Annotated in this window: 14 protein-coding genes; 7 read left to right on the forward strand and 7 right to left on the reverse strand. The window is 42.9% G+C overall.

The window, feature by feature from the left end; genetic code table 11:
- Nucleotides 1–339: 339 nt before the first annotated feature.
- Nucleotides 340–600, reverse strand: coding sequence for a GrxA family glutaredoxin (locus PluTT01m_RS08235; RefSeq protein ID WP_011145878.1), 261 nt, complete (start codon nt 598–600; stop codon nt 340–342).
- Between the two features lie 190 nt (nt 601–790).
- Between PluTT01m_RS08235 and PluTT01m_RS08240 the strand changes: the two genes are divergently transcribed.
- The 3 genes from PluTT01m_RS08240 to rlmC all read left to right on the forward strand — a co-directional run bounded on the left by PluTT01m_RS08240 (nt 791) and on the right by rlmC (nt 2,855).
- Nucleotides 791–1,093 carry a YbjC family protein gene (locus PluTT01m_RS08240; protein WP_011145879.1) on the forward strand — a complete coding sequence of 101 codons (303 nt, stop codon included), beginning with the start codon at nt 791–793 and terminating at the stop codon, nt 1,091–1,093.
- A gap of 91 nt (nt 1,094–1,184) precedes the next feature.
- On the forward strand, nt 1,185–1,697 hold the full coding sequence (locus tag PluTT01m_RS08245; protein WP_011145880.1) for a type III secretion system chaperone family protein: 513 nt from the start codon (nt 1,185–1,187) through the stop codon (nt 1,695–1,697).
- A 24-nt stretch (nt 1,698–1,721) separates the two neighbouring features.
- Nucleotides 1,722–2,855 carry a 23S rRNA (uracil(747)-C(5))-methyltransferase RlmC gene (rlmC, locus tag PluTT01m_RS08250; protein WP_011145881.1) on the forward strand — a complete coding sequence of 378 codons (1,134 nt, stop codon included), beginning with the start codon at nt 1,722–1,724 and terminating at the stop codon, nt 2,853–2,855.
- A gap of 53 nt (nt 2,856–2,908) precedes the next feature.
- On the opposite strand, the gene artM is transcribed toward rlmC, so the two are convergent.
- The 5 genes from artM to PluTT01m_RS08275 form a co-directional block, all read right to left on the reverse strand.
- On the reverse strand, nt 2,909–3,577 hold the full coding sequence (artM, locus tag PluTT01m_RS08255) for an arginine ABC transporter permease ArtM (RefSeq protein WP_011145882.1): 669 nt from the start codon (nt 3,575–3,577) through the stop codon (nt 2,909–2,911).
- Nucleotides 3,577–4,293, reverse strand: coding sequence for an arginine ABC transporter permease ArtQ (gene artQ / locus PluTT01m_RS08260; protein ID WP_011145883.1), 717 nt, complete (start codon nt 4,291–4,293; stop codon nt 3,577–3,579). The genes artM and artQ overlap by 1 nt, the downstream gene beginning before the upstream one ends.
- Before the next feature lie 14 nt (nt 4,294–4,307).
- A complete protein-coding gene (gene artJ, locus PluTT01m_RS08265) occupies nt 4,308–5,042 on the reverse strand; it encodes an arginine ABC transporter substrate-binding protein (protein ID WP_011145884.1) in 735 nt (244 codons plus the stop codon).
- 19 nt (nt 5,043–5,061) lie between these two features.
- Complete coding sequence (gene artP, locus PluTT01m_RS08270; protein ID WP_011145885.1) at nt 5,062–5,790, reverse strand: arginine ABC transporter ATP-binding protein ArtP; 729 nt, start codon at nt 5,788–5,790, stop codon at nt 5,062–5,064.
- A gap of 303 nt (nt 5,791–6,093) precedes the next feature.
- Nucleotides 6,094–6,993, reverse strand: coding sequence for a LysO family transporter (locus tag PluTT01m_RS08275; RefSeq protein ID WP_011145886.1), 900 nt, complete (start codon nt 6,991–6,993; stop codon nt 6,094–6,096).
- 320 nt (nt 6,994–7,313) lie between these two features.
- Between PluTT01m_RS08275 and macA the strand changes: the two genes are divergently transcribed.
- Both macA and macB read left to right on the forward strand, forming a co-directional pair.
- A complete protein-coding gene (gene macA, locus PluTT01m_RS08280; protein WP_011145887.1) occupies nt 7,314–8,426 on the forward strand; it encodes a macrolide transporter subunit MacA in 1,113 nt (370 codons plus the stop codon).
- Nucleotides 8,426–10,369, forward strand: coding sequence for a macrolide ABC transporter ATP-binding protein/permease MacB (gene macB / locus PluTT01m_RS08285; RefSeq protein ID WP_011145888.1), 1,944 nt, complete (start codon nt 8,426–8,428; stop codon nt 10,367–10,369). The genes macA and macB overlap by 1 nt, the downstream gene beginning before the upstream one ends.
- 80 nt (nt 10,370–10,449) lie before the next feature.
- Here the strand turns inward: macB and cspD are convergent, their stop codons facing one another.
- Nucleotides 10,450–10,671, reverse strand: coding sequence for a cold shock-like protein CspD (cspD, locus tag PluTT01m_RS08290; RefSeq protein WP_011145889.1), 222 nt, complete (start codon nt 10,669–10,671; stop codon nt 10,450–10,452).
- A gap of 342 nt (nt 10,672–11,013) precedes the next feature.
- Between cspD and clpS the strand changes: the two genes are divergently transcribed.
- Entirely contained in the window at nt 11,014–11,334 is a 321-nt protein-coding gene (gene clpS, locus PluTT01m_RS08295) for an ATP-dependent Clp protease adapter ClpS (protein ID WP_011145890.1), read from the forward strand.
- 32 nt (nt 11,335–11,366) lie between these two features.
- Nucleotides 11,367–13,643 carry an ATP-dependent Clp protease ATP-binding subunit ClpA gene (clpA, locus tag PluTT01m_RS08300; RefSeq protein WP_011145891.1) on the forward strand — a complete coding sequence of 759 codons (2,277 nt, stop codon included), beginning with the start codon at nt 11,367–11,369 and terminating at the stop codon, nt 13,641–13,643.
- The last annotated feature ends 99 nt before the right edge of the window (nt 13,644–13,742 follow it).

Consider the following 13,742-nt stretch of genomic DNA (forward strand, 5'->3'; position numbering starts at 1 on the left):
TGTTGATAGTACCGGTGGTTGATAGGTTGATCATCTGTAGAATCGGTTATGTGTTTGTGAACGGTATACTCTTCAGACAATAAAAAAACCCGATAGTCTCGAACCAAAATGGATTGACTATCGGGTTCCTCAATATGGGGATATCAAAGAAAAGCAGTGGCATTAATTCAGACTGCGGTTTGGCAAAAAAGTTCTTCGTGATAAGAAAAAAAAACAGATTTTTTTCAATTTGATGAAAATAACATTTTTTGCACAAATCAACCGAGTCCACTGTGATTAATAATCAATCGCGGTTTTCACCGCAACGAAAGCAAAACGAGAAGTTCGATTGAAGTTCGATTATTGTAGCAATTGGTGTTCTTTTACGTACGCTTCGAAGTCAGTGCAGCCACCGATATGTTTCTCATCAACAAAAATTTGCGGGACAGTTTCTACCGGTTTACCAACTGTTTTTTCCAGATCAGCTTTAGTGATACCTTCTGCGTGAATATCAACATAACGGAAGTCAAAGTCATCACGCTGCTCTTTCAGTCGTTCCGCCAGCTCTTTCGCGCGGACACAGTACGGGCAGCCAGGACGACCGAAAATCACAGTAAACATATAAATTCCTCTTGGTTATATTAAAATAATGCGGTGTGATGTGTTACTCATGCTTATTTGATGGCTACTATGCCTGTACTGATCGGTAAAAAAAAGCAGAAATTACCTTTTGTTTTAATTCATCATACCAATTTTGGTAACAGTGTTTCCGGTAGTATAATGTCGCATCAGGTTGTTAAGAGAGGATACGATGAAAAGTCATCAAGGCAGTATGAGTTCATTGGCAGATATGCCAAAACAGGTTATCCTGCTAGAAATTGTCGGCATTTTAGGCTTGCTCCTGGCATATTTGACTATTAATGATATTGTCATCTTAACAGATTTACTAATGACGCCAGAAGCACATGTTGTTATGATTTTCATCGGCATAGGTTGTTTGGTTCCTGCTGCGGTTAATATCATTTGGCGTGCAGTGTATGGCCTCTCTTTTCTGGGAGTTGATCATAAAAAAGAGAGCAAAAATAAGGTAGAAGGTAGTGATAACGGTAAGTAAAAATAATTTATCAGTTATTGGTGATAGCGCGATAAAGAATTATTTCGTAAGCTATAGCGCTTTTTCATTTTCCGTTGTATGGGGTTGTTAGATGAGTTCACTTGTCATTCCTGACTTATCAGTATTGCGTGAGTGGTTGGATCAGCTCAAAATTTCCTACTTTGAGTGCGATTCATGCCAGGCGCTGCATCTCCCTCATATGCAGAATATTGATGGTTTATTTGATGCTAAAATCGATCTGTTGGACAATGTAATCTTGTTTTCTGCGTTGGCTGAAGTTAAACCAACCGCCATTATTCCTTTGATGGCTAATCTAAGCCAGATTAATGCCAGTTCGCTGACAATCAAGGCTTTTCTTGATATTCAGGATGAAAACTTACCGAAATTGGTGGTGTGTCAATCTTTCCTTGTTTCAGCCGGGCTGACTTTTTCCCAGTTTTCTCATTTCTTGCAACAAAGCGAAGAGCAGATTGCGGGTGTGATTTTTGAAATTCACAGTAATAACTTGTTGTATATTAATCGTGATATCGAAATCGAGGGTGACATTGAAGAGGAAGAGGAGTCACAAGCTCCTGTTAAGGCACCGACTTTTACTTTGCACTAATATTTTCAACACGGTCATCCAACAATGCAATGTGCGCATTATTCTGCGGGGCACTGTCACTCTTGTCAGTGGCTCGAAAAACCCTATTCTCAGCAGTTAGAAGATAAGCAGCAGAATTTAAAGCAGTTATTACCTCAAGCTATTGTGAAGCAATGGTTACCTCCGATTGCCAGCCAACAAGATGCCTTTCGTAATAAAGCTAAAATGGTCGTCAGTGGCAGTGTAGAACGCCCATTGCTAGGCATGTTGCATCGTGATGGCACGGCGGTTGATCTGTGTCATTGTCCCCTCTATCCAGCGCATTTTCAGCCTGTATTCGATGTTGTTAAATCGTTCATTGCGTGTGCCGGGTTGACACCGTATAACGTTGCTCGTAAACGAGGTGAACTGAAATATTTGTTGCTGACAGAAAGCCGTCATAGCGGTGAAATGATGTTACGTTTTGTACTGCGTTCTGAAACAAAAATTGCTCAACTGGAGCGTGCTTTACCCCGGTTGCATGAGCAATTGCCACAGCTTACGGTGATCTCTGCCAATATTCAGCCAATCCATATGGCGATTTTGGAGGGGGAAAAAGAGATTCTGTTTACTGAACAAAAGGCGTTTAAAGAGCAGTTCAATGGCATTCCCCTTTACATTCGTCCACATAGCTTTTTCCAGACTAACCCGAAAATGGCTTCTGAATTGTATGCAACAGCAGGGCGTTGGGTTCGTGAACTGAAAATCAGTAGCATGTGGGATCTATTCTGCGGTGTTGGGGGCTTTGGTCTGCATTGCGCAGATAAAAATACCTGTTTAACCGGCATTGAAATCAGCTCAGAAGCCATTGATTGTGCTCGCGATTCGGCGAAAACACTGGGTTTGGAAAACATCGAGTTTCAAGCTTTGGATTCAACTCATTTTGCTGTAGCAAAAGATCAAATTCCGCAATTGGTTTTGGTCAATCCGCCTCGTCGGGGAATTGGTAAGGTGTTGTGCGATTATCTCAGTAAAATGGTGCCGGATTATATTCTTTATTCAAGCTGTAATGCTCAGACAATGGCAAAAGACATTGCTGCACTCGCTAACTATCGTGTAGAAAAGACACAGTTGTTTGATATGTTTCCTCATACCGAACATTATGAAGTTTTAACGTTATTGGTATTAAATCATAACTGAATAACGGAAGGATGTGTGGGGATGGGGCTCCAAAAGAGAGCGCCCTATCCCGTTTAGTTATGGCGCTCAAAAGCAAGTGCACGGCGTTCAATTATCCGCATCAGCAAAGTCAGGATACCGTTAACACATAGATAAATCACCCCTGCGGCTATAAAAGCCATCACATCATAATTGCGGCCAAATAGAAGCTGACTGTATCCCATTACTTCCAGCAAAGTAATCGTACTTGCGAGAGAAGTACTCTTGAAAATCAATACAACTTCGTTGGAATAGGAAGATAACGCCCGTTTAAAAGCATAGGGTAGCAAGATCTGCATAGATTGTGCTTTAGACATGCCTAATGCCTGACAAGATTGCCATTGACCCGCAGGAATAGCTTTTACTGCGCCATAGAATAGCAGAGTCGAGTATGCCGCACTGTTAAGCGCCAGCGTTACCATTGCGCACAGCCAAGGCTCAGACAGTAATTGCCAAAGCCACGGGTACGCTTTTATGGCTGGAAACTGCCCAGGCCCGTAATAAATGAGAAAGAATTGCACGAGCAAAGGTGTACCGGTAAACAGGGTAATGTAGGCTTTTACCAGTTGTGTCAGTACCGGCAATTTCATGGTCAGAACCATAGTGAACAGAACAGACATCATGAAAGCAGCAAGGAGCGCTGTGACGGTCAGGCTTAGACTGGTTTGCAGACCGGGTAAAATTTGTTGAATATACTCAAGCATCAGGGAGCACTCCGATCAAAGCGAGTGGTATGCATCTCAATTTTCTTTAGAATAAACTGACTGATCAGAGTGATAGCCAGATAGATAAGCGCCACAATCATATACCAGGTAAAGGGTTCCTGAGTGCGTGTGGCAATGCTTTTGGTTTGCTGCATGAGATCATTCACACTGATAAGCGATACCAGTGCGGTATCTTTCAACAAAACTAACCATTGGTTACCGAGCCCTGGTAGAGCATGTCGCCACATTTGAGGCATGATCAGGCGGAAAAATATTTCAGCGCGACCAAGACCTAATGCTTGACCGGCTTCCCATTGGCCAATCGGAATGGCTTTTATCGCACCACGGAGTGTCTGGGATGCATAGGCAGAGTAGAGTAGGGAAAGTGCAATGACACCACAAAGGAATGGGCTGACATAAAAGTCTTGGATATCTATCTGAATTCTGGAGTGCCAGAAGATAAGATTAATGTCAAAGCCATCAGCCAGTGTCATGAGAAGTTGTGATGCACCGAAGTAAACGAACAGCACGACCAAAATTTCTGGCAATCCTCTGAACAGAGTGACCCAACAGGTGCCAAGTATGGCGAAGGGTTTCCAACGGGCTGATTCCCAGGCAGCAAATAGCATCGCTAAAATCAGACCAAGCACTAATGCAGACACGGCAAGGCCGACGGTGATGCCGGCGGCGCTTGTTAGAGATTGGAATTCATTCATGGAGATTCGGCTACTTATTTAAACCATTTTTCATAGATGATGTCATAAGTGCCATCTCGTTTGATGTCAGCGAGTGCTTTATTCAGCTTATCTTGTAGATCTTTGTTACCTTTACGCACTGCAATACCTAAGCCGATGCCAAAGTAATTTTTGTCAGTGACTTTGTTACCTACGGTACTTAAGTTTTCATTCTTTTTCAGCCACTCGTTAACAACGGCAGTGTCACCGAAAACGGCATCCAGACGGCCATTTTTCAGATCCAGAATTGCATTTTGATAGCTGTCATAAGGAACGGTTTTAATCTCTTTTCGTTGTTCCATCAGATACTTCTGGTGAGTTGTACCATTCTGGATACCCACAAGTTTGCCTTTCAGCTCTGCGGTGCTGGAGACTTTGCCTTTAACGGAGATAAAAACCGCGGAGTTATCGTAATAAGTGTTAGTAAAATCAACCTGCTTTTGGCGTTCAGGGGTGATATCAATCCCTGCGGCTAAAGCGTCGAAGCGACGGAATTTCAGACTGGGGATTAAGCTGTCAAAGGATTGGTTAGTGAAGGTACATGTTGCATTAATTTTCTCACAGATGGCATTGGCCAAATCGACATCAAAACCCTGAATTTTATTATTTGCATCGATGAACTCAAACGGAGGGTAAGTGGCTTCTGTGGCAAAACGAATGATCTCTTTTTCCGTGGCGGTTGCAGATAAAGCTACGGTGCCTAAGAGGGCTGCAAAAAGTAGTTTTTTCATCGCTATATCCTATTAATAGTTAGTGTGATAGATAATTAGCAAAGGCTTTGGTTTGTGGTTGCGTAAAATGGCTGATGTCACCTTGTTCTATAATGTGGCCGTTTTCCATATATACGACACGGCTTGCGGCCTTACGGGCGATTTCCACTTCATGGGTAACGATAATCTGTGTAATACCCGTAGCGGATAATTCATGGATGATATTGACAACCTGTGCTGTAATTTCTGGGTCCAGCGCTGCTGTTGGTTCATCAAATAATAAAACTTGTGGTTCCATCATTAATGCTCGTGCAATAGCAACCCGTTGCTGTTGCCCTCCAGATAAATGTTGTGGGAAGCGGCCAGCAAAATCATCTAAGCGCAAACGGGAAAGGAGCTTATCCGCTTTTTTCTGCGCTTGTTGCTTGGATAAACCCAGTACGCGACAAGGCGCTTCGATCAGGTTATCCATAACAGTAAGGTGTGGCCACAAGTGATATTGCTGAAAAACCATACCTACGTTCTGGCGTAGAGAACGAATCTCCTTTGTTCCCGGTGTTTGTTCGAAATCGAATTGATGATTAGCAATATGCAACTGGCCGGAGCGAGGTATTTCTAGCAGGTTTAGTACTCGTAACAATGTACTTTTACCTGCACCACTTGGCCCGAGCAAAACCATCGTTTCCCCTGAAGAACATTCAAGATTAATATCAAACAGTGCCTGATGGACACCGTAATAGCAATCGATGCTTTTTAATTGAATACTCATGCTTTAATTCTGAATAGTCAGTGATTTAGTCCGATGCTAAACCCGTTAGTATAATTATGCAATATCTTATGCACAGAATATTATTAATTGATATTTCAATTACATGTCTGATTAACGCGCTCTATTCTCTCCTTAGTGCAATTTGTCAATAAAAGCTTATTTATTCTATTGTCATACTGCGAAAAGATGAATAGGTCACAAATGGTCAGCATTAGGATAAGTAACTACTGTTGACGACTTATGACCATGAAGCGCCCGAACTGTTATTTATGACATCAAGTATTATTGTGGCTCAAATTCTGGTTAAGTAAAGAATGCGATCAGTAAAGGTGCGAGCAAACTCAGGATGAAACCGTGAACTATCGCTGCTGGAACAATACTGACGCCACCGCACCGTTGTAATATTGGCAAGGTGAAATCCATCGAAGTGGCACCACTTAATCCTAGAGCGCTTGAGCGATATCGATTGATTAGAACCGGAATTAGCATAATTGCCGCCAGTTCGCGAGCCAGGTCATTAAAGAATGCAGCACTGCCGATGACTGGTCCGTAAGCATCAGAAAGTAAGATGCCAGAAAGGGAATACCAACCGTAACCGGAAGCCAATGCTAAACCTGTTTTCACTGGCAGCCCAAGAATAAGTGCGGCAATTGCACCTCCGGTAAGCGCACTGACAGCAATGACAATTGCAATAATGGTACCGCGGCGGTTTAGCAATATCTGTTTCAGGCTCATACCATTGTTACGTAATTGAATACCGACGAGTAACAATAAAACGATTAAAGCAATTTCACTGGCATGATTGGAGAAGTGCAACCATGACCAGCCAGTGAGCCCAAATAGGAAACCTAAAATCAGTACACCACATAATTTCAGTGATTCAAAAATCATATGTAAACGGGAAGGGGGTTTGTCCTGTTTATGCGGACTAACAACCCAAGGATCATGTTTTTCAAGCAGGAATAACGCTAGCATATTAGCTGTAAAAATACATAAAAAAAATGTTATCGCATATTGAAAGATAGAGAAGAGGTTACGGCCTAAATCGTCCAACAAAGCCAGGCTAATTCCCATTAAAAACAGGATGATATAGACCATTGCGTTAAGAAGGTGATGAACAGCACTTAACAGTGTCTTATTATTTAAATGGGTAAGATAGCCTAGCGTTAACGGCAAAAGAATGATCAGTAGCCCAGAGTACATAATTAACATCCTTTAAAACGATTAACGTCTTTTTATCCAAATTTAGTATAAAAATCGATTGTAAAGAGTATAAAAATAAAAGATAACAATTTTTTTACATTAAGAGAATAGCCAGGATAGAGTGAAATATGTTGTTGCTCAAAGAATTTTTTTATTCTTAAGATGAGTATGTTATTAATGAATTGCAACGGGTATAAAACGTAAAAAGAACGGCATCTATCTGGAATGGAATGAGTGGAAATCCTCGGTTTTCAAAGTATTGCAAGAAAATCAGTTTTTACCGTTTCTCTGAATCTAATGCTTAATATGGTGATATTTAAATGAATTTTATTCGTTCGAAACGTCGATGGATTGTGTTGTTAACTATTGTGACAGTTATCACATTGGTTCTGGGTCATTTTCTGCGTGGGCCAGAAACAATTAAATATCAGACAGTCCCTGTCATTAAAGGTGATTTGGAAAAAAATGTATTGGCAACGGGGAAACTGGATGCGGTCAGGAAAGTGGATGTTGGTGCACAGGTGAGTGGTCAGTTGCAGAATTTGCATGTTGAAGTGGGCGATAAGGTGGTAGAGGGCCAGCTACTGGCTTTGATTGATCCTAAGCCTGCACAAAACCAAGTAAAAGAAGTTGAAGCTACGATCAAAGAACTCAACGCTGATCTGATAGAAGCCAAGGCACAATTGAAATTAGCACAGCTTACATTAAAGCGTCAGAACAATCTGGCAAAAGTGCAGGCGGTCTCTCTCCAGGAATTGGATCAGGTTAAAACAGACGTTGAAGTGAAAAGAGCGAAGATAGAGAATTTGCTGGCACAAATCAGTAAAAATCAAGCAAGCCTTGATACTGCTCAGACTAATTTGCAATACACCCGGATTACCGCACCAATGGATGGCATTGTTGTCAATATTAAAACGCTTCAGGGGCAAACAGTCATTGCGGCACAGGAAGCCCCGACCATTCTGACATTAGCTGATCTTGGCACGATGTTGGTAAAAGCGGAAGTTTCGGAGGCGGATGTTATTTACCTGAAACCGGGTCAGAAGGCCTCTTTTACCGTATTAGGCGCACCGGATAAAAATTTTCCTGGTGTGTTGAAGGATATTTTGCCGACGCCAGAAAAGATTAATGATGCGATTTTCTTCTATGCGCGCTTTGAGGTGGCTAATCCCCAGCAACTTTTGCGTTTGCAAATGACTGCGCAGGTGAAAATTCAACTCGATTCCTATCGTGACACATTAATGATCCCGCTTTCTGCTTTGGGTAAACAGATTACACCGACTCGCTATGAGGTGGATATCCTGAATGGGGGTAAAGAAGAGAAACGGGAAGTGACTGTTGGTGTACGCAATGATGTAAATATACAAATTCTGTCTGGTCTGAAAGAGCATGAGCAGGTGATTACCGGTCATAGTGAAGCAGGGGATGAGTAATGAATGCGTTACTTGAGCTGAAAGGTATAGAGCGCAGCTATCCCGCTGGGGAGCAACAGATAAAAGTACTGGATGATGTCACCTTGTCTATTTACGCGGGAGAGATGGTCGCGATTATTGGTGCGTCAGGCTCGGGTAAATCGACACTGATGAATATTCTTGGTTGTCTTGATCAACCCAGTAACGGTGAATACCGGGTCGCGGGACAGAATGTTGCTGAACTGAATAATGATGAATTAGCAGCGCTGAGACGGGAACATTTTGGCTTTATTTTTCAGCGTTATCATTTGCTGACTCATTTAACCGCGGAACAGAATGTGGAAATTCCCGCTATTTACGCGGGAGCCGCTAAAGCAGCACGTCGCCAGAGAGCAATAGAGTTGCTTGGTCGTTTAGGGCTTGAAGATCGAATCTACTATCAGCCAGGGCAACTTTCTGGTGGACAGCAGCAGAGAGTCAGTATCGCCAGGGCATTGATGAATGGTGGTCAGGTCATTTTGGCTGATGAACCAACTGGGGCGTTGGATAGCCACTCCGGCGAAGAGGTGATGGCTATTCTCAAACAACTGTGTGAACAGGGGCATACCGTCATTATTGTCACTCATGATCCGAAAATTGCGGCGCAGGCACAACGAATTATTGAGATCAAGGATGGTCACATTATGAGTGACTCTGGTACGCAAGTGAGTAGAAAAATCACTCAAACTCCGTCGTTAACATCAAAAATATCGTCGATACGCCAGATCTTTGGGCGGTTTAATGAAGCTTTATTCATGGCATGGCGGGCAATGGTTGTCAACAAGATGCGTACCTTACTGACCATGTTGGGGATTATTATTGGTATTGCTTCTGTTGTGACTATTTTGGTTATCGGAGATGCGGCTAGGGCATCGGTGTTATCCGATATTAAAGAGATTGCCACGAACACCATTGATATTTATCCGGGAGAAGATTTCGGCATTGATGATCCGGTCAGTAAGCAGGCGTTGAAAATAGCGGATGCAGATGCGATTAAAGTGCAGCCCTATATTCTGGCTGTTTCTCCTGAAATTGAGGGTCAAATGCGTCTTCGCAAAGGGAACATTGATGTCTCTTCGAAAGTGACTGGTGTGGGTGATGAATATTTTCAGGTTTATGCTCTGCGTTTTGCCCAAGGGATAGGGTTCTCATTGGATATGATACGCCGTCAGGGGCAAGTTGTGGTTATTGATAAAAATACCCAGCGTAAGCTGTTTCCTCATCAGAAAAATGTGATTGGGGAGGTGATCCTGGTGGGTAATATGCCGGCCACGATTGTGGGGGTGATAGCTAACAGAGAATCTGCATTTGGTAATAGCAAATTACTGCATATCTGGTTGCCTTATAGCACAATGACCAGCCGTCTGATGAACCGAAGTTATCTGGACTCAATTACTGTTAGAGTAAAGGATGATTATAACTCTAAGGATGCAGAAAAGATGATTGTTCAGTTGCTGACTTTACGCCACGGCAAAAAGGATATTTTCACCGATAACGTGGACATGTTGGTAAAAGCTGCGGAAAAGACGGCCCATACTTTACAACTGTTTTTGACGATGGTGGCAGTAATTTCACTGATAGTTGGCGGTATTGGCGTCATGAATATTATGTTAGTTTCGGTGACTGAACGTACAAGAGAAATCGGTATCCGTATGGCGGTAGGGGCCAGAACCAGTGATGTGAGGCAACAGTTTTTGATAGAAGCTATCTTAGTTTGTCTGGTTGGCGGTGTTTTAGGCATTGGGTTGTCTTATACGATTGCATTTATTGCTCAACTGGCACTACCCGGTTGGCATTTTGTTTTCCAGCCCATTGCATTACTCAGTGCGTTCGCCTGTTCTACCGCAATTGGGGTGATATTTGGGTTTCTACCGGCCCGTAATGCTGCTCGTCTTGATCCAATCGAAGCGTTGGCAAGAGAATAAGCGGAAATAAGATGACGCCGCAGGTAATTGCCTGCGGCGTATGAAAATAATACTTGGTTATGACCCACAGGCCAGGCTATTTAGCCTTTGGGTTCGTTTTCAAGAGGAACAATAATACTGGCATGATTTCCCTTTGGTCCTAGGTGAACGCTGAAATTCACCTTTTGGCCCGCTTTCAGCGTCCGGTAACCGTCCATCTGAATGGTTGAGTAATGAGCGAATATATCTTCTCCGCCGCTTGCCGGGCAAATAAACCCAAAACCCTTAGCATTATTGAACCACTTAACAGTACCTGTCTCCATACTTCTACATCCCTCGTTTAATGATTTCGGTTGAGATGAGCCATTAATATAACAGTCGTAAACAATCACATGTAAACAGTGACATTATCTATGTTTGTTCACAAAACATACTGTAGTAAAAATCAAATTCTCGTCAAGCACAGAACAAATGTCTGGTTGTTTTGAATGACTAAAGTTTGATATAGATAACGATATGAGTTTCGTTCATGCACTTTTATGCTGAGTTTTCATAGGGGAATAGTCTGTGGTAAAAGGAGTTGCCCAGATAATGATAAGATAAGTGGCAACATAATTTATTTGCTGGCAGTGGCTGGTTTTAGAGATTAATCCGTTGGGAAAATAATGAACGAGTATCATAACAGTTTGAAAAGTAAGGAATCTGTTAAGGATGAGCGACAGCAAAAATTGCAGCCGCCGTCAATGTATCAGGTCATTCTTAACAATGATGATTACACTCCGATGGAGTTTGTAGTTGACGTATTACGAAAGTTCTTTTCTTATGATATTGAACGGGCAACGCAATTAATGTTGGATGTCCATTATCAAGGGAAGGCTGTTTGTGGGGTTTATACTGCTGAGGTGGCAGAAACTAAAGCAGCCCAGGTAAATATGTATGCCAAGGAGTATGGGCATCCATTACTTTGTACGCTGGAAAAAGTCTGACCAGGTATACTGATTTTTAGGGGGAGGTGCTTATGCTCAACCAAGAGCTTGAACTTAGTCTTAATATTGCCTTTGCTAAAGCACGGGATAACAGACACGAGTTTATGACCGTGGAGCACCTATTGCTGGCGTTGTTAAGCAATTCATCAGCGCGTGAAGCATTGGAAGCCTGCAAGGTCAATCTGGCTCAATTGCGTAAGGAGCTGGAGAATTTTATTTCACAAACGACACCGTTGTTACCTGAAAATGATGAGCGGGAGACTCAGCCAACGTTGAGCTTCCAACGTGTTCTTCAGCGCGCGGTATTTCATGTTCAATCCTCTGGGCGTTCAGAGGTTTCTGGTGCTAATGTGCTGGTGGCTATCTTTAGCGAACAGGAGTCTCAAGCGGCTTATTTGCTGCGTAAACATGATGTGAGTCGTCTGGACGTGGTTAATTTCATTTCTCACGGAACTCAAAAAGAGGACTCGGAATCGGATCATCAGGAGACGGGCACGCAATCAGCAGAAGAGCAGCTTACAGGAGAGGATCGGTTGGAAAATTTTACAACTAACCTTAATCAACTCGCTCAAAGAGGACAGATTGATCCATTGATTGGCCGCCAGGATGAGTTAGAAAGAACAATTCAGGTATTGTGTCGCCGCCGAAAAAATAACCCATTGTTGGTCGGAGAGTCGGGGGTTGGTAAGACAGCCATTGCAGAAGGGCTGGCGTGGCGGATTGTGCAAAAAGATGTACCGGAAGTGATGGCTGATTGTACGATTTATTCGCTGGATATTGGTTCATTGCTAGCGGGAACTAAATATCGTGGCGATTTTGAGAAGCGCTTCAAAGCATTGTTAAAAACCCTTGAGCAGGATAGAAAAAGTATTCTATTTATAGATGAAATCCATACCATTATCGGTGCGGGGGCTGCGTCAGGGGGGCAGGTCGATGCGGCTAATCTGATTAAGCCATTGTTATCCAGTGGACGTATCAGAGTGATTGGTTCTACGACCTATCATGAATTCAGTAATATTTTTGAAAAAGATCGGGCGTTAGCGCGTCGTTTTCAGAAGATTGATATTGTTGAGCCTTCACCCGAAGAGACGGTACAGATTATTAGAGGGTTGCGGCCAAAATATGAGGCGCACCATGATGTACGTTATACCACGAAAGCTATCCGTGCTGCGGTTGATTTATCGGTGAAATACATTACTGATCGCCACTTACCGGATAAGGCGATCGATGTGATTGATGAAGCTGGGGCGCGTACCCGTCTGGTGCCGATTAGTCGCCGTAAAAAAACGATTAATGTGTCGGATATTGAATTCGTCGTTGCCCGGATTGCCCGGATTCCTGAAAAAACCGTTTCTGCCAGTGATAAAGATGTTCTAAGAACATTGGATGAGCGGCTGAAAATGTTGGTATTCGGTCAAGATAGCGCGATTGCGGCATTGACCGAAGCCATTAAGATGAGTCGTGCAGGGTTGGGGCAGGATAATAAACCGGTGGGTTCTTTCCTACTTGCAGGTCCGACAGGCGTAGGGAAAACGGAAGTCACCGTACAGCTTGCTAAGGTGTTGAATATCAAATTATTGCGTTTTGATATGTCAGAATATATGGAGCGCCACACAGTAAGTCGTTTAATTGGTGCACCACCGGGATATGTTGGTTTTGATCAAGGAGGATTGCTTACGGATGCGGTGATTAAACATCCTCATTCCGTATTGCTGCTTGATGAGATTGAAAAAGCACATCCAGATGTATTTAACCTGTTATTGCAAGTCATGGATAACGGTACGCTGACTGATAACAACGGGCGCAAAGCGGATTTTCGTAACGTCATTTTAGTCATGACAACGAATGCGGGGGTACGTGAAACACAACGCAAATCCATTGGATTTAAGCAGCAGGATAACAGCTCCGATGCAATGGAAGAAATTAAGAAAGTGTTTACACCGGAATTCCGTAACCGTCTTGATGGTATCATCTGGTTTAATACGCTTTCTATTGAAGTCATTCAGCAGGTAGTTGATAAGTTCATTGTCGCCTTGCAAGCACAATTGGATGAAAAAGGCGTTTCGCTGGAGGTCAGTGCGGATGCTCGTCAATGGCTATGTGATAAAGGCTATGATAAAGCAATGGGTGCTCGCCCAATGGCGCGGGTCATTCAGGATAGCTTGAAAAAACCGTTGGCAAATGAACTCCTATTCGGCTCATTAGTTCACGGTGGCTCGGTGAGTATTGGCCTGGATAAGGCAAAACGCATACTGACCTACGATTTCAGCAATGCTTATAAGCAGAAACCGGAAGATGTAGTGCACTAATAGAAGAGCGACACCACAGGTGAATACAAAGTTGTAAGATACAAAGTTGTAAAATACAAAGTTGCTACCTGTGGTGTAATACCTAAAAACGGTAATGAA

The sequence above is a fragment of the Photorhabdus laumondii subsp. laumondii genome (assembly GCF_003343245.1).
GTDB lineage: Bacteria > Pseudomonadota > Gammaproteobacteria > Enterobacterales > Enterobacteriaceae > Photorhabdus > Photorhabdus laumondii.